General features: G+C 44.1%; 13 protein-coding genes. 6 read left to right on the forward strand and 7 right to left on the reverse strand.

Going from position 1 to position 17,160, the window contains the following annotated elements:
* A partial coding sequence (locus RF007C_RS01410) for a dockerin type I repeat-containing protein (protein WP_037296572.1) occupies window positions 1–2,007 on the reverse strand: 2,007 nt, incomplete at its 3' end.
* 940 nt (window positions 2,008–2,947) lie between these two features.
* Here RF007C_RS01410 and RF007C_RS01415 point away from each other — a divergent pair.
* Window positions 2,948–3,697 carry a site-specific integrase gene (locus RF007C_RS01415; protein WP_051456467.1) on the forward strand — a complete coding sequence of 250 codons (750 nt, stop codon included), beginning with the start codon at window positions 2,948–2,950 and terminating at the stop codon, window positions 3,695–3,697.
* 198 nt (window positions 3,698–3,895) lie between these two features.
* On the opposite strand, the gene RF007C_RS01420 is transcribed toward RF007C_RS01415, so the two are convergent.
* A complete protein-coding gene (locus RF007C_RS01420; protein WP_037296573.1) occupies window positions 3,896–6,691 on the reverse strand; it encodes a CotH kinase family protein in 2,796 nt (931 codons plus the stop codon).
* Window positions 6,692–6,963: 272 nt separating this feature from the next.
* Between RF007C_RS01420 and RF007C_RS01425 the strand changes: the two genes are divergently transcribed.
* The 3 genes from RF007C_RS01425 (at window position 6,964) to RF007C_RS01435 (ending at window position 8,761) form a co-directional block, all read left to right on the forward strand.
* Window positions 6,964–7,440, forward strand: coding sequence for a tyrosine-type recombinase/integrase (locus tag RF007C_RS01425; RefSeq protein ID WP_343203225.1), 477 nt, complete (start codon window positions 6,964–6,966; stop codon window positions 7,438–7,440).
* 169 nt (window positions 7,441–7,609) lie between these two features.
* Window positions 7,610–7,993 (forward strand): hypothetical protein, encoded by a 384-nt coding sequence (locus RF007C_RS01430; protein WP_152537125.1) that lies wholly within the window; start codon window positions 7,610–7,612, stop codon window positions 7,991–7,993.
* A 318-nt stretch (window positions 7,994–8,311) separates the two neighbouring features.
* Complete coding sequence (locus tag RF007C_RS01435) at window positions 8,312–8,761, forward strand: low molecular weight protein-tyrosine-phosphatase (protein ID WP_037296575.1); 450 nt, start codon at window positions 8,312–8,314, stop codon at window positions 8,759–8,761.
* 52 nt (window positions 8,762–8,813) lie between these two features.
* Here RF007C_RS01435 and RF007C_RS01440 read toward each other — a convergent pair whose 3' ends face one another.
* Both RF007C_RS01440 and RF007C_RS01445 read right to left on the reverse strand, forming a co-directional pair.
* Window positions 8,814–9,827 carry a hypothetical protein gene (locus tag RF007C_RS01440; RefSeq protein ID WP_037296576.1) on the reverse strand — a complete coding sequence of 338 codons (1,014 nt, stop codon included), beginning with the start codon at window positions 9,825–9,827 and terminating at the stop codon, window positions 8,814–8,816.
* 82 nt (window positions 9,828–9,909) lie between these two features.
* A complete protein-coding gene (locus RF007C_RS01445) occupies window positions 9,910–10,179 on the reverse strand; it encodes an acylphosphatase (protein WP_037296577.1) in 270 nt (89 codons plus the stop codon).
* Window positions 10,180–10,322: 143 nt separating this feature from the next.
* Between RF007C_RS01445 and nudC the strand changes: the two genes are divergently transcribed.
* Both nudC and RF007C_RS01455 read left to right on the forward strand, forming a co-directional pair.
* Window positions 10,323–11,156 (forward strand): NAD(+) diphosphatase, encoded by an 834-nt coding sequence (gene nudC / locus RF007C_RS01450; protein WP_037296578.1) that lies wholly within the window; start codon window positions 10,323–10,325, stop codon window positions 11,154–11,156.
* A 28-nt stretch (window positions 11,157–11,184) separates the two neighbouring features.
* Window positions 11,185–12,801 carry a CotH kinase family protein gene (locus tag RF007C_RS01455; RefSeq protein ID WP_037296579.1) on the forward strand — a complete coding sequence of 539 codons (1,617 nt, stop codon included), beginning with the start codon at window positions 11,185–11,187 and terminating at the stop codon, window positions 12,799–12,801.
* Window positions 12,802–12,994: 193 nt separating this feature from the next.
* Here the strand turns inward: RF007C_RS01455 and RF007C_RS01460 are convergent, their stop codons facing one another.
* The 3 genes from RF007C_RS01460 to RF007C_RS01470 form a co-directional block, all read right to left on the reverse strand.
* Entirely contained in the window at window positions 12,995–15,634 is a 2,640-nt protein-coding gene (locus RF007C_RS01460; RefSeq protein ID WP_037296580.1) for a CotH kinase family protein, read from the reverse strand.
* Between the two features lie 280 nt (window positions 15,635–15,914).
* The gene (locus RF007C_RS16185; RefSeq protein ID WP_051456468.1) at window positions 15,915–16,694 is read right to left on the reverse strand and encodes a hypothetical protein; all 780 of its coding nucleotides are present in this window, start codon (window positions 16,692–16,694) and stop codon (window positions 15,915–15,917) included.
* Window positions 16,695–16,842: 148 nt separating this feature from the next.
* The gene (locus tag RF007C_RS01470) at window positions 16,843–17,160 is read right to left on the reverse strand and encodes a hypothetical protein (RefSeq protein WP_037296581.1); all 318 of its coding nucleotides are present in this window, start codon (window positions 17,158–17,160) and stop codon (window positions 16,843–16,845) included.

The following is a 17,160-nucleotide window of genomic DNA, read 5'->3' on the forward strand; positions in this document are numbered from 1 at the left end:
GGTCTCTTTCTCGGGATAGAGATAGATGACTGGCTTATCCATGTATACCTCATAAACGATCGTCGGAGTTTTGCCATCGTCTTCTGCTGTTCTGATCCAGCCATATTGACCGCAGTATTCGGTAAATATCCATTTATCGTTATTATCCTGATATCCTAATTCCGAGAGATGAGTACCTTTATAAATAATTGCTACATACTCATAGCTTTCATCCGGGCCAAGATATAATTTAAGATAATCTGTAACAGTACGTATTGGTCCGCCGAAGCTGCGGTGATCAGGTTCTAAATATTCTGCAGCATTCTGATTTATAAGTTCTTTTCGCATCATTACAAAGTCAAATATATCTATCTTGTTATCACGGCAGAAATCAACTGCCATCCAGTTGGTAAGTGTAATATCTGACGCAGAAAGAAGCCACTTTTGCATTATCAAAGCATCTGAAACAGTGAGACAGCCATCTCCGTTGACATCACCGTTCGGTACCCATTCCAGTTTGCATGACAGTTCGACCTTGTTGTTCCCTTCATTTACGACTTCAAACTCAGGTTCGCAATAGCCGCCTCCGGTCATATCAGATATGATGTAATAATAGCTGTCGGGATCGTATACGTTTATATCATCGACTGTACAGGGGTTTGACGTTATACCATAATACTCTGTTTTACCGCTTGCAGTGACCTTCATAATGCGGAACGCATCATCACATTCAGGAATACCGATCAGTTCACCCGTATCCTTATCATACAGAGTGATAGTTGTTGAATATGATGTGGTCTTTTTACGGCTTTTTAGTTTTATTACAACATCGGCAGCTCCATTGTCGTATTTTGTGACGGTCATATAATCTTCAGGGATTATTCTGCCATTTTCATATCTCGGATGAGGATCGGCCGTTTCAGGGATCAAATATCCTTTTGGCGGATTACTCAATCCGAATGAAAAATTATCTGCGTCAAGGTGAAAACCTGTGCTCTTGTCAATTGCCGGATTTGTATAAAGCCAGAATGGCTGACGGTTCATAATGCACTCACCTTCAGGTGTGTCATAGCTTACATTTGTCCATATATAAGGAGCGTCATCTTCGGGAACAGAAATAGGCTTGCCGGTATCATAGTCAACAAGTGTATATCTCATATTTCCCTTAAGCAGTACGGTCTGTGCATCATCTATAACCACACAGTCGGCAAGTAATGTCTTTTCTATTGCAGTGGGTGAATTGGAAATAAAGTAATTTTCGGTATAGTCATACGCTATCTTTGCATACCCGTCTTTTTCAGCCTGAAATACCCGGATCTCATGTTTTGTACCGCCGTCCAGAGGTTCGGTTGTTTCCTCACTGCAATCTGTTGAGCACCGAGACGATATGACAGTACTATCATAATCACTTTCACGGTTAAGGATCCAGTAATGCCCTGTACCGATATCAGTATCAAGGCAGAATACAACATAATTGTCTTTTGCTGATATACAGGAATTAATACTTTCATACTCCATGTATTCCTCGATGCAGTCGGGAAGCCAGCCGTAGATATCGGTTTCTACAGCCTGCGTTCCGAAACTTGTAAAGGAGTATTCCTGCTGCAATACAGAATCACGACTGAATTTGACCTTGAAATCAGGCGGCGTTTTCCATGCGCTTTTATATACCACAACTTCATATGCAACATCGATGTCTTCATTAACAAATACATCATGGCAGTATTCGGTTACCAATGCTCCTGAAGTTTTTATCTCATACCTTGCTTGGCTGCGATACTGCTCTTTGAAAACAAGACAGATCAGATTGCTTTCATTTCCCGAACCGATGTGAGTTGCACCGTACTTATTGCGGAAGCTGACAGCTTCCTCAAAGGTTGTGGGTATCCAGTCAGGAATAGAGCTTTCTGTCATGAATTCTTCTGCATATACTTTTGATGTATTGCTCACATCTGCATTATCTGCAGAAAAAGGGATAATTGCGGTTGCAGCAGCGGCAATTGCAGCAGCTATCTTCTTGAATTTCATAATATTCACCTGCCATTCTTCTGATTTACAGTATATAACTGCTTTATTTCATTATACAGCGATATCTCGCTGAATGCAAGAGATAATTGTACTTTAGTCTTATAGGCTTTAACGTATGAGGAAGGTAAAATGTGCGGCTGAAATCGTAAACTTCTTGTGAACACACATTCTTATCTTTTTAACTCTCAGAGAATTCATTACGGAGCAGGTTAAGGCTGATACTTGATACGCTGCTCATTGAAAACCATCAAAAAGGCAGAAAGTATTATCTTCTTGACCTTGATGAAGCAGATAAACTTTTTGATATGTGATAATAAATATACCGCCTACGGGCGGTGCTTCTTTTTTACTGTTGCCGGCATGGCTTGAGGCGGCTGTTATATCTGCTGAGAGTATAACTATCACGAGAGTGACCGTTGCTGCAACCAACTGAACGTTACAACATATGCTGGTTACAAATCTCCCTTTTCTCATTCCTAATGGTAATATAATGATTATTGTTTGAATCTTTCAAGCGGTTGTGGCATACTCTCAGTCGAGAGTGATATGCAACCACCGTACATATCAATTACGGATTTTTGAAAAAGTAATAGTAGCATAGTATCAAAAACCACCTATTTTGAATACTTCATGCTTCGAGCGTTGCTCAAAATCCGTAATCACCTTATTTACACATTGAATTTAACAATATTTGGGTGGAGTTGCTTGGTTGATGCTTCAGAAGCAATATGGTAAATAATTGAGGTTAGGTGAAAACTGTCGATTGCATAAAAAAAGAGACCGCCTCGCAGGCGGTCGTAAGTTATAGAATGTCTTCATAGTTAACGTAACTCAGCAAGTTGACACACTGAGGACAAGGAAACGCCCAAAGCAAAACGTGCTTGCACCGTCTACACTGAGAGGATACGGTATTCTTCGCAGAAACCGTTTACAGAGCTTAATGCGGCTCGATGTAAGTGAGGTTAACAGCTATACAGTACAGCAGGCCATAAACGAAGGCGCTGCAAAGGTAGGTGCAAAAACGATTAAAGAAGGCGTTCATCTTGTATGTGCGGCATTGAAATTATACGATATAGCTCCCGTCCTGAGTGTTACATGCCCGGCAAGAAAACCAAAGTTGAAGGATCTTCCCACAGCGGAGCAGGTAATGAGTATGGTTCGCGGTACAGATATTGAACTGCCTTGCCTGCTTGCAATGTGGCTGTCACTTCGTATGAGTGAAGTGAGGGGATTGCAATTCCGCGACCTAAATGGAAATGTACTTACTGTCTGTCGCAGCAACATTTACTTCGACGGTCGCAACATTGTTCGCGATGTTAATAAGACCTACAAGTCAACTAGGAGGCTGACAGTACCAGACTACATAAAACAACTCATTGAGGCAGTGCCTCATAAGAAGGAAGACGAGTTTATCGTCCAGATGGAATACCAAACGCTTCGCAGTAAGTTCTATAAGCTGCTCGAAGAGCGCGGCTATCATATAACCTTTCACGATCTCCGCCACTTATCAGCAAGCGTTATGCTGATGCTTAACATTCCTGACAAGTACGCTATGGAACGCGGGGGCTGGTCTACTAACTCCACTCTGAAATCAGTATATCAGCACACGTTCTCTGACGAGCGCAAGCAGGTCGATAAAAAGATAGATGACTACTTCAACAGTCTACTTGAAGTTTTGAATAAGGAATAGATAAAAATAAAGTATAACAATATAAAAGAAGCAGCTCCCGCGAGGGAGCTGTTGTTCTTGTAAGTAATAAAAATATTGTTTCCATGATGACTACTTGGAGTTCCAGTTCAAGTTAGTTGTAACGATCGGCATTGAAAAGTGAATATAATGATAGCATCAAAAACGGCACTTCAGAAAGAGAAGTGCCGTTTTTTCATATCAATTGATGCAAATAAGTGAGAAATCAGAAATACGATATATTCCGGTTCCCTTATCCAGTCCGATAAGGAACTTGACATTGTCATCTGACTGAGTCATAGTTACTGTGTCAGTGATAGTCTGAACGTTAGGAGTGAACGTATGCTCATGGTAGGAATAGCTCTTATACTCTCCGTAGCCCTGCTGGAACATCGTATAAGTGTTTATGTTCTGTGAAGTACTGATCTTGTAAGTCATGCGGTAGGTCTTTCCTGCCTGAAGTGAAACTGTGCTGCTGCTTACCTGCGCATACTGCCCTGTCTTTGATACATTGACAGTTATGCTTCCGTCATCATTGTACTCGATAGAGCCGACACCATCATTCATCCAGACGCTCCAGCCGAACTGATCTATCATATTCGGATCGTCCTGCCAGTTATCATTTATTCCATAGAGGAGATTGAGATGGTGTTCTGCATATTTCGCTCTGTTCTTGTAGAAATTGCGGATCATTTTAATGCAACTGTCATAGTTTGAACTTATGCCAAATCTGCGGAAAGTATCATTAACAGCATCTTTTGTTGCGGCAGCATATGAGTCTATCTTTGCTGATACCTTAGAATTATCGAAGTTATCATTCATTATCTCCTTGTATCGGCTATAAAACTGCTGCTTGAATTCGTTATTGTTCATCAGCTTGTTGAATAGTGAGGAAATACTGGTGATTTTTCCTGATTTGTCCATATCCTTGAAGCAGTCACGGCGGAATGAGCACTGTCCGTCATAGCCTGAAGAATACTCCGTATCAAATAGCAGGAAACGCCATTTACCATCCATATATGGATTTGAGCTATCGTTCTCGTCTGAACGCCATATCATCCAGTTATTGCTATTAATAATGCAGTCCCAGTTTGCGATATAGTTTTCAAAAGCGATAAAGTCGATCAAGCCGTTAATATCCAGAGTATCGCATACCCTTTTATAATTTGAAGGATCTGACATATTTGCGGACATAGCCCAGTTCCAGAACTGCTTGAAATCCTGATATGCCGAATCAAGTCCCGAATACTCGTAACCATTCTTTACAGTAGTTATACGGTCGGAATCCACATGATAATGTGATTCAAGATAGTTCTCGTCAAGCTTTTCCTGCATTGAATAGGTACCCCAGAATTCTCCATCAAGGAAGACAATATAATCCTGCTTTGCCTGTTTACCGAGTGATAGTCCTTCTGCGAGGGACTGGTTCAGGTCATCACGGAAACGGCAGTTATCATAAGCATTTCCGCCATTTCGGATAGTTACCTTTTTATATTCCTTGATCTTTGCGCCGTCAATATCTGTGGCACCGCCCTCGAAGAAATCATACTGCATTTTATTTGCACCGTAGTCACGGCGTGCATAGAACGTCATGCTCTTTTGAGGGAATGCGGCAGACCAGTTTCCAGCTATGCGGACTCCAACATCTTCTGTAAACTTGAGCTTACCCTGTTCAAATACTTGTATATTGCAGGGGCGCTCCCATTCCTTGCCCTCCGAGTTGTAATTCGTCGGATTTTCGTTGCTTCCCACATCAAGATTGGGATCAAAGCTGCCACTGTTCTTCCAGCGGTAATACTGATCACCGATCATATATATACCTTTTTCCTTATCAAAGAAATTACTGCTGTCAGTGGAGATTGAAAGCACTTTCATATCCTTGTAATATGAGGCGTTTTTTCCGACAAAGTAACTGTTTGTTGCTACGTCGCTGTAAAGTCCGTTGCTGTCCCTGCATACCGCTCTAACTACCATGCCCTTATCCACTGCGAAATTCGGAGGCTCATAGCCTCTGAGAGAAATATCACGGATCGAAGCGAGCTGATTGGTATCATTGGAGTTATTGCGTATGCTGATACTTCCCTGATACTGTTTTGCTGAACCCGAGGTGCGCGGATCCGAACCGTCAAGTGTATAAAGCACAGTGGAGCCGCTGCTGCCTGAAATAGCAAGATCGAATGTAGAATCATAGAAGCCTCCTTCTGATGAGAATACAGGCTTTTCAACACGGTATACCACTTCAGCTGAGCTGTTAGAAGCTCCGGGTGTGGGCTTCAGTAATGCCAGACTGTCAGAGCCGTCGGGGGTTCTTCCGAAGGTAACATCAGTATCAAGCTCAGGGAGCTCAAGCTTGTCAAGCTCCGTACCGTCAGGTGAAGTCAGGTATATGGTTTCTCCTGTTGCGCTAATTTTAAAAGCAGCATGAAGCTCACCTGTTGCTGAGTCGGTATCATCACAGAAAATGATGATATATTTACCGACGCCAAGCGTCGTTCCCTGTGGAAATGTGAACTTGTAACGGTTTTTGTCACCGTCTGAAACTCCGATTCCGCTGAGATCACAGACATTGTCACCCGCATTATACAATTCGATCCAGTCGGGTGATGTTCCATCAGCTGCCTTTATTGATTTTTTGTTTGTAGAGCATACTTCGTTGATATATAGTTCCGATGTACCGCTCTGCTGATGGGATACGACCTTTTTTCTCATCTGACACAGGTCAAAAACATCCCATACACCATCATTATTAAGATCATACTGTTTTCCGTCAAAGTTTTCATCAGTATTTTTTCCGAGCAAATAATTCTGAAAATTCTTCAGATCCTGTTCACGGAATATCTGACAGTTATCTGCCGCCGCAGCTGTCAGTGTGAATTTGTCTGCTCCTCTGTGAGAAGCATCTTTTGTGCCGTCATGAACATCAGTTCCCTGATACGGAACGGCAGATGCCGTCAGAAAGAGAGCTATCAGACCGGACAACAGCTTATTATGCTTCATGGGTTTCCACCTCCTGAAAAATTATGTATTACATTTCGTGCACGATTACACCGTAATTATATGGTATTTTACGCTGTATGTCAAGAGACTTTATAGTACATTTTGTGCTGAATTAAAAACATAATGTGCAAATATACAAAGGCGTATAAAGCAAACAGATATTATTTATTATGCTTTATACTAAGAAGTCTTCGTTTTAGTATCCGTATGCATAAAAAATCTTATTTAGGCATATCGTCAATATCGACCATCAGCTTCAGCGCACTTCTGACATGGAGTATGTGATACAGACTACCAAGACGAATGCCGGTAAGCGGCAGATTCCGATCACCGAGGAGGACGCCCGGTGCTTTCAGGCAATCATCGAGGACAGGGGCAAACCGAAGAAGGAAAAGTTTGTGGACGGATACTGCGGTTTCCTGTACTTCGACGATGAAGGTATGCCGTTGGTAGCGCTGCATTGGGAACATCGCTTCAACCGCATGGTCAGCAAGTACAACGAGATTTATCGGGTGCAGATGCCGAATATTACTCCTCACGTCTGCCGCCATACCTACTGCAGCAATCAAGCGAAGGCAGGTATGAACCCGAAAACACTGCAATATCTGATGGGGCATAGCGAAATCGGCGTTACGCTTGACGTTTATACGCATCTGGGGCTGGAGGACGCTGCTGCGGAGCTTCACCGCATGGAGGAAGTCCAGAACGCCCGTCAGGAGATGAACAGAACAAAGGATGAAGCAGTATGATATGCTTCCGGCTGCGGCTCACTTGAAGTGAGCCGTTTTTTTTTGCCCGTTTTGACTTGATGAAATGGAAGGATTATGGTATAATGATATGGCATGAAAACGCATTCAATGGAATTATGAATGCTTTGTTGCAAAAACATTTCTGTTTTAGGTGGTTATTATGAAAACGATGAAAAAGGTTTTGATCGGCATCCTTGCCGTCCCACTGTTTCTGATATTGTTTGAAATCTTCGGTATGATCATCAATCACGCCTCGACCTGTATCCAGACAAACCGTTTGCGCCATGACATTGTTGATGCAATCCCCAATACCGAGATCATTTCTGTCGAATCGCAGACAGGCAATACTACAGGTACGGGAAATCATGTAGACTGTCTGACACAGATCACTTTTACATCAAATCTTTCTCTGTCTGATGTGCGTGATAAAATGGATGACACTTATGAATGGAACGATCTGAGCTGCTATGTCGAAGAAACGAACAAAGCAGGAGAGTATCTTTTCTTCCTGCGTAAGCGTGCACCATTCGCTGATAATATCGAAGGGCATTAAGAAATCAGATCGGATCTGGAGGTCGCACTCATCACCACCCACTTTGCAACAGCGATTCTCGGTGAGCAGCTTGATGTGAAGCAGAACTAAACAGCTAAAAAAACAACCGGCGATTATCCGGAACACGCGCAAAAATCCTTAGTAGTAAAACACCCCGATTTCTACTACTATTTTACTACTAACGATGTCCGCAGTTTGCAAAAACTTGCCGCGTTTTGTAGTTTTCGCCCCGTTCTGCCAAATTGGTAGTAAGAAAAATAAGCCGCGATATACCGCGCAAAATACGGCAATACAAAGCAAATCGGAGAGAAAAAACGTATGATAAAAATAATGTTCGTATGCCACGGCAATATATGCCGCTCCCCCATGGCAGAATTTATAATGAAGAAGCTTGCCTGCGAAAACGGCATAGGCGATGATATTTATATTGCCTCATGTGCTGTAAGTTCCGAGGAGCTGGGCAATCCCGTATATCCGCCCGCAAGAGCCGAGCTTGCAAAGCACGGCATAAGCTGCTCGGGAAAAAGCGCCGTTCAGCTGAAGCGCTCCGACTATGACAGCTATGATTACTTCATAGGCATGGACACCTCCAATATCCGCGGCATGAACCGTATTTTCGGTAGTGATCCCGAAGAGAAGATATATAAGCTCCTCACCTTTGCAGGCAGGAGCGACGACGTATCCGATCCGTGGTACAGCAAAGATTTTACAGCTGCATACAATGATATTCTGGAAGGCTGCCGCGGCCTTATGGCAAAGCTTATATAATAACAGCCCTGAAGCAGGTAATGAAACTGCCTCAGGGCTTTTTTCACTTATATCAATCTGTAAGCTTGCCTCTTATGTCATACGCATTCAGAAGCTCAGATACTTCGCCTTCATTTCTGACCTCAGATTTAAGCTTTGCAAAATCAGAGGAGGTATACATTTGCCATATATCATCTATGTCATGGCCTTCCAGCTCCGAGCCTGAAAGTATCTCAGTCCATGCAGCGTCCCATTCAGCGGCAGGGTACTTGTACTCGCTGCACACCGTAAAGAATTTCTTCATCAGGTCATTATCGGGTGTTGAGTAGAAATAATCCAGCCACACCATGAATCTGACGGAGGTTTCACGGTTGTTCTCCACCTCAGGAGTCCAGAGATCCCAGCAGGCGTCGTTATAGTAGCCGTTATCCATAGCATAGAGGAATCTGCAATAATCCGCAAAGCGCTCTATATATGCACCGTACTCGAGATAAGCCTCATCCCAGCCGTTCTGGATGACATGAACGAGCTCATGGGTGATGCAGTCGAAATCGGTCTTATTCTCTCCCAGCCATCTGTCATTCAGATGTATATGAGTCCCCGAGGTCCATGAGATCGCATAATCATCATCCTCGACAGCGATGGAAACATCTGTTGGAGATCCCTTCACAAAGCCGAATCTTTTGTACATTTTCGGATAGCACTGCCAGAAGAGCTTTGAAAGAGTGACGATCTGATCGTTGGAAGTATACCTGTGCCATTTTCCCAGCTGGAATGTAATGCTGTAATTCATGCCGTCCACAGTTCCCTTCTGGATAATATCCGAACCGCCGACAGCAACAGACAGACCGTCGATTATGCCGTCAAAATCCTCAGCCTTGAAGGGCAGTCTGAATGAAGGTATACTCTCGTCCTCTGTGCTGATACTTATTTCCGAGGGTGCTTCGGAAGACTCAGTCACAGATTCGGTTGAGACCTCTGCAACAGAACCTGTCCCGCTTACCTTGTCATCATCTTCCGCCATGCTGCACGAAAACAATGCAGCAGCCATAACAGCGGCAGTGATTATAACTGATATTTTTTTCATTTATATAAGTTGCTCCTTTATATGTTTTTTTAAATATTATATCACCTTAACCGTCAAAAGTCAAATATCGAAACAAATGGCCCTACCTCACTTCAAACTCATAGTCTCCGTGAAGCGGGATATCCTCAGAGCTTATCCGCTCCACACTGCCCCATGAATGGTTTTCCATGGCAGCGATAAGGTCCTCGATGTCCCCTGATAAGCCCTCTGCCTCCATCTCGACAGAGCCGTCGTCAAGATTTCTCACCCAGCCGCTTATACCGAACCTACGAGCAGTATGCAAAGCCTTCCAGCGAAAGCCTACTCCCTGAACATAGCCGTAAAAGATGATATGTCTGCGTACTTTTTCCATAATACCTTCTCCGTATAACCTTTTTATATAAATATTATATCTCATAAAAGAGAATTGGTCAAGATACCGCGTATTTTGACTTGAAAAAGCACAATATATATGCTATAATTGAATAAATAAACATTTCGAAACGAGGTCATCAGATGATACAGGACATATTTCCGAGCAGACTTAACAACGCATACAAAAAAGAGACCGCCGATGCTGACAGCTTCATAATGATATTCAGGAACGGCGCTCTTCTCACATACTTCGACAGCGACAAAAAAGACATCGTTTTCCCAAAGATGAAGGAGCTTGATGAAATTCCCGAAACCGAGTATCTTTTCTCGGTGGACAATGACAGATACTTTCTGTCATTCGGCAAGGATACAGAGCCCTTCGGGCAGTACGGATATATGACGGTAAAGGAGCTGCGCGGACTTGCTCTCAGCACATCACGCAGCATTTTTGCAGCCTTTACGGCATATCATCTCTGGAAATGGTACGATTCATCCCGCTTCTGCGGCGTATGCGGCAGCAGGACAGCACACAGCGGACGTGAACGCGCAATGGTCTGTCCCGATTGCGGAAACACAATATATCCGAGGATAAATCCCGCGGTAATAATCGGAGTAGTCCACGGCGATAAGATACTTATCACCCGCTACCGCGTGGGCTATGCCCATAATGCCCTTGTGGCAGGCTTCACCGAGATCGGCGAGACGCTGGAGCAGACCGTGGAGAGAGAGGTCATGGAGGAAACAGGACTGAAGGTAAAGAATATACGCTACTACAGATCACAGCCCTGGGGTCCCGCCAGTGATATTCTTATGGGATTCTTCTGTGAAGCCGACGGCAGCTGTGACATTAAGATGGACGCCTCGGAGCTTAAATATGCAGAATGGCTGAGCAAGGACGAGATCGAGCTCCAGCCCGACAATTACAGCCTTACAAACGAGATGATGAAGGTCTTCTGCAAAGGCCTGACATTCTGAAAAGAGGCTTGCATGAAAGGAAACCGCTATGAACAATGCACTTAAATGTCTTTCGGCAGCTATGGCAGCTGTCATGCTGTTCGGCTGCACATCAAAATCAACTAAATCAGGAACAGGCTCAAAAATAGACAGCAGCTCCTCCGCACAGTCTGTCCCCTCAGCAGAGACCTCTGTGCTCCCCGTTCTTTCAATAGAGACAAAGAGCAAGGACGCAGATGTCATGGACTTCGTGAAAAAGCCTGTGGCAAAGCACGTTGCCGAAGCCATAGCTTCATGGACTCCCGACTACGAAATGCCTCCCGAGCCCTATTATGAAGAGTGTACCGTCACACTGAAGGACGGCAGTGGAAAAACACTTCTTGAGCCTGCCGACGCACAGGTCAAGGTCAGAGGCAACTGGACCACCAATTACGACAAGAAGCCTCTGAGGCTCAAATTCAACGAAAAGCAGAGCCTTCTCGGGCTCAACGGCGGAACAGCCTTCCGGAACTGGCTGCTCCTTGCGGAATATAAGGACGCCTCCATGCTGAGAAACAAGGCCGCACTCTATGCTTCCCGTGAGATCCTTGGCAAAGACGGGCTCTTCGCAGCAGACTGCGACTTCGTGCAGGTAGAGATAAACGGCGAATACTACGGTATGTACCTGCTTTCGGATATGCAGCAGGTAAACGAGGGCAGAATAAACATCACAGATCCCGAAAAGGACTATCAGGGCACGGACATAGGCTATTTCATGGAATATGACGGCTACTTCTACAACGAAGACGAGCTTCACAGCTTCAGGCTCGGTCTCCATGACAATGCACCTCTGACCCCCTTCAGCGACACAGAGTATAAGGGCGAGGGAGTAACGGTACAGCCGACCTCCTTCATGGATCCCAAAAGAGAGCTTGGCATCACTCTGAAGAGCAGCATATATTCTCAGGATCAGCATGATTTCATCGAAAACTTCGTAAACAACGTATATAATATAATGTATGAGGCAGCCTACAACCATAAGGCATTCGTTTTCGACAAGGATTACAAGACCATCAGCGAAAGCACCTCAGTCACACCTCAGCAGGCAGTAGAAAACGTTGTGGACATACAGTCCCTTGCGGATATGTATATCATCAGCGATCTGACCTGCGACGCGGATATATACTGGTCAAGCTTCTATATGACCGCCGATTTCGGAGCAGACGGCAACAAGAAGCTCACCTTCCAGGCTCCCTGGGACTTTGACTCGTCAATGGGAAACAAGGACAGATGTATTGACGGAACGGGCTTCTACGCATCGGGCCTTGTACCCGACGTGGACGGCGGTCCCTCCGGCAACGGAATGTATGAAACAGTCAATCCCTGGCTGACGGTTCTTGCCTATGAGGACTGGTATCAGGACATAATAAAGGAAACATGGACCATAGCATATGACGACGGAGTATTCGACCGCACCTGTCAGCTGATAGAGAATACCAGCGCGTCTCTCGAGGAAGAATTCACAAAGAACTACGACAAGTGGAACAATATCATCATCAATTTTGATTTTGTCAACGAGCTCTCCGAGCCTGCCGCAAACTGCCATAACGAAGCAGAAGCGGCTGAATTCCTTGCAAACTGGCTGAGAAGCAGGATAGACTTCCTCAACAGCAAGTGGCACAAATAGATCAAGATGCCACAAGATTCATAACGGCAAAAAAGCGTCTGCATAGTGATAATTCACAAATGCAGACGCTTTATTTTATGCAAAACACAGAACCGAAATTTTTTTATTCTGAAATTCAATGTTTTTCCGTTGAATTTCATCTGTTTTTGCCCCTTATACAGAAAGATGTACGCAGATGATCTCCTCCACGGCATTATCTGCCAGCGATCACCTTTTTCCTGAGCAGCACCATATCAAGGGAATCCACACAGCTGTCCCCGTCCATATCCGCTCTGTTCCAGATCTCCTCATCAAAGCTCTGATTACCGAGGATATGCTTCTGAAGGAGCAGCATATCAGCCACGCTGACCGAACCGTCGGAATTAAGATCACCCTTTTCAAAGGAGTTTCTCATAAAGGCACAGCTGATAACGGAATCATTCTGAACGGTAAAGCTTATCTCAGTATCAGAGGAAGTCACCGCACCTGTCCAGCCACCGAAGGTATAGCCTGTATCCGGCGCAGCGCTTACCGTGACCTTATCACCCTTTTTCAGGCTTCCCGCCCATTTGCCATCGGAAAGGCTGAGGATACTGCCGTTAAGCTTCACTGTACCGCCCTTATCCGCTTTTACAGTAAGGAAAGCGGTCTCACTGCTCAAGCCCAGATACTCCTTCATGAACTTCATAGCGTACTCGGGACGGTTCCTGAAGAAATCCCTCATGGTATTGAGCTCCTTGTGGTAATAAGCTGTCTCATCAGCCGAATAACCGCTGTAATCCTTCTTGGGAGTACCGCTGTTCCAGCGCCAGCTCATCATGACCATATAGGGCATATACTGCTGTTCCTGACTGTCGATTATAGCGACCATTTTTTCGGGCTCGTAAACATCTGTGGCAAAGGAAGAGAATGTGGCGGCAAATCTGTTCCTGAACTCTTCATTATCCAGCAGGGCATGGAATATGGTCGTAGGAGTATCATTCACTGACTTGTCCATCTTCCTGAAGGAATCATGGGCATACCCCTGCACTCCGCCGAAGCTGGCATAGGTAAGGCCTGCGGAATAGTCAAGGTCAAATGTACCGAAGCGCCATTTTCCGTCACTGTAAGGGTTTCCCTCTATGGGCTCACCCTTGTTTTTCCACATCATATAGTTATAGTTTGGCCAGTCCCACGTTCCGAGGTAAAGGCCTGCGCAGTAATGAAGAATGATACTGTCAATATCTATTCTGGAAGCAACATACTCATAGGCTTCCTTCCTGCTGAGGTCATTTTTCTCGCAGTAATCGCTTATATCTTCTATCTCGTCATAGTCCGCATCTGTTCCCTCCTCAAGCTCGCCGTTCTTGATTATGGCAGCATTTTCGGCAGGTATATCATAATTGGACTGTATATAGTAATCGGAGCACTTCTCCATAAGGTCGTACATACCCCAGAGCTCGCCGTCAATAAAGAGCATACATCTTCTGCTGTCATAGGTAGCCAGATCGTCCAGCTTTTTCAGCGGATCCGTAACCGCCAGCTCACGCATACGGTCAACCCAGCCCACTGCACGGAGACTGAAGGAATCGTACTTCTTCACTTTCTTTCCCGTTATCTTTGAGACATTATCCTCAAGGAGGGTATAATTCAGCTTGGAATCGCCGTACTCGCTCCTTGCAAAGATATTGAAGCTCTTTGACTGACTGTTCCTTGTGGAAGCGCCCTTGATGCGTATGCCCATTTCCTGTGAGAATCCGAGCTCACCGTTCTCAAAAAGGGTAATGCTTGCGGGACGTTCCCACGCTTTGCCCTTCGAGAAGAAATTGGCAACATTATCCGCATCCCACTCGCTCTTGAAAGCTCCGGGATTATTCTTTTTCCATTCAAGGAACTGGTTTCCGCATACATATATGCCCTTATCAGGATCAAAGAGATTGTCCGGATCGGTCACCATAGATACCACGGGTATATCCGTATAGAATTTCAGCTTGTCCTGAGGCATAACAAAATAGGTATTTGTAACTACGGGACTGAACCTTCCGTCCGCAGACTTTGCCGCCGCACGAACTACGGTCGCCTTGTCAAACAGCGCACTGCTTGCTTTGTAATTGGTGGAAAGTATTATGGACTGCGCCGTATTGTCATGCTGATACTTGCTGTACACATTGGGCTCCGAGCTCCTGTCATAGAGCGGAATATCAGCAGAATACACCTTTGCGGTCTCCGAGGTGGTGGGATCGGTACTGTCAAGGGTATAGTATATGGTATCCTCAGAGCTCAGCGACAGCGCAAGATTGTCAGTATTTCCGTAAAAACCGGAAGTCATTGAGAATACGGGCTCGGCAACTGCGCTTTTGTTCTCAGCCAATGGAGTAGCCTCCATCTTAGCAAAGCTGCTGCCTCCGTCGGGAGCTCTGCCGTAGGTCTCATCTTCCTTCAGTGAAGGGATCTCCACGGTCTGAACAGCATTTCCGCTTTTATCATAGAGTATTACCGTATCTCCCGATTTGCTCAGAGAAAAGCCCGTATGAAGCTCGCTGCCATCTGATGGCTCCTTTGAAGCTATCACAAGTATACGCTGACCTGCTCCGAGAACTGTACCCGATGGGAATGAAAAAACGGCTCCTGCGGCAGGATCGTCGGACAATCCGTAACCGCTTATGTCCATTGCGGAACTTCCTGCGTTGAGAAGCTCTATCCAGTCTGATGCCTTACCGTAGCTGTCGGTATAAGATGTCTTGTTCTGAGTGCATATCTCGTTTATCAGCAGAGCCGAGCTGTCCTCCGCATACACAGAAGGAACTGCCGAGACAAGTGCCGAAGCCATTGAAGCTGCCGAAACGAGACTTACGATCTTTTTTGTAAAACTCATAGGATTACCCCTCTCTGTAATCGTTTACACTGATCAATAACCTTCTGACGGTGCAGTTATTAAGTATACACTAATTATAGCATAATCCCTGACGAAAAATCAACGAAAAACCGCTTTATGCGGTAACGAAATCTCAGTATGTTTATTGTATGATATGAATAATTGGCAGAAGCTGAATATAGCATGATACACAAAATAATATGTATATTTTATGTATTGATAATATCATTATCTTTCTGTGCAGTAAAAAAAGCGGACTCATAAGAGTCCGCTTGATACTTTAGATCATATCATTAATTCTTTCAATATACATCATTGAACGCAGCCTGTCATCAAAAGACATTTTTCCGCCTCCGTCAGGTCTTGAAAAATCCCTCCTGCCAAGGAGAACGGCCTTCGACTCTGCCTTTTTCAAGCCATTGCTAAGCCAGAGGAATTTATATGCTGCATCATCCCTTACAGAATAACATGGCATAAACGGCTCATTATCCGTATCCTCAATACTTTCCGGTTTTGTTTTTACATACTTAAGATATGTAACAGGAAGCGTGTCTCCGAGTCCTTCCAACCTGACATCATATTCTATAATGTCATGTACTAAAAATACTATGAAGCCTTCCTTATCCGACTTGCATATATCCGAAACCTTGGCATAGTATATCTCGTTTGCCGACCAGCTCGTTACGTATTTCTTCGGTACAGTTACCTTTTTTTCGGGCTTAGGTTCGGAAAGCAGTTTTTCTCTCAGCTTGTCAAGCTCTTTTTTTCTTTTATTAAGCTCTGCACCTGACCACCTGCTCATTTCATTTTCCGAGTCAAGCACATCCAATGCTTTGTTTTTGACTTCTTCTGTCAATCTACCGTAGTCTGACATTACAGACGACAATGCCAACCAGAAATCGCAGGAATCTTCTGTATCCTTCAGCAGTTCCTGATTTTCGGACAGCAATTCATTCAATGCTTCTTCATTGCTTCTGCCGAGTTTTAGCTTGTTTACGTATGCTGTTTTTATATCGTCTCCGATGTCATTCTGAAATATGCCTGTGCCCCATGTACCCATAAGAGCTCCTTTCTGAAATCAGGATATTATTATTTTGCCATATTCTCACTGTTTTGTCAAGAAAAAAGCGGACTCATAAGAGTCCGCTGAAAATAAAACATACGAAAATAATATAAAATGCAAAATTATTAAGAACGAAGATATTTCTTCATTTTATAACAAAGAAATCGTCCTCAAACTCACCGTTGATGTTATAAACCGCATCATAGTATCCCAAATAACGATAAGAAGTATCATGGATTTCAATTGTAACAACTATAACTTCTTTTGTTTCACGTATTTTTTTATATGCGATAGAATATAAATCTGGAACTATTGATTCCTTATTAATCATTCCCATTTCAAGAGCTTCATCTTTATCTTCTATGATATAACTATTATAGTTTTTCCAAAAAGACTTCCATGTCTCATCAATTAATTTATATTCATCAACGAAAGATTGTAAATTAGATTCAAAGGAGTTCAT

Origin of the sequence: Ruminococcus flavefaciens 007c, from assembly GCF_000571935.1 — a bacterium.
Taxonomy (GTDB): Bacteria; Bacillota; Clostridia; order Oscillospirales; family Ruminococcaceae; genus Ruminococcus; species Ruminococcus flavefaciens_F.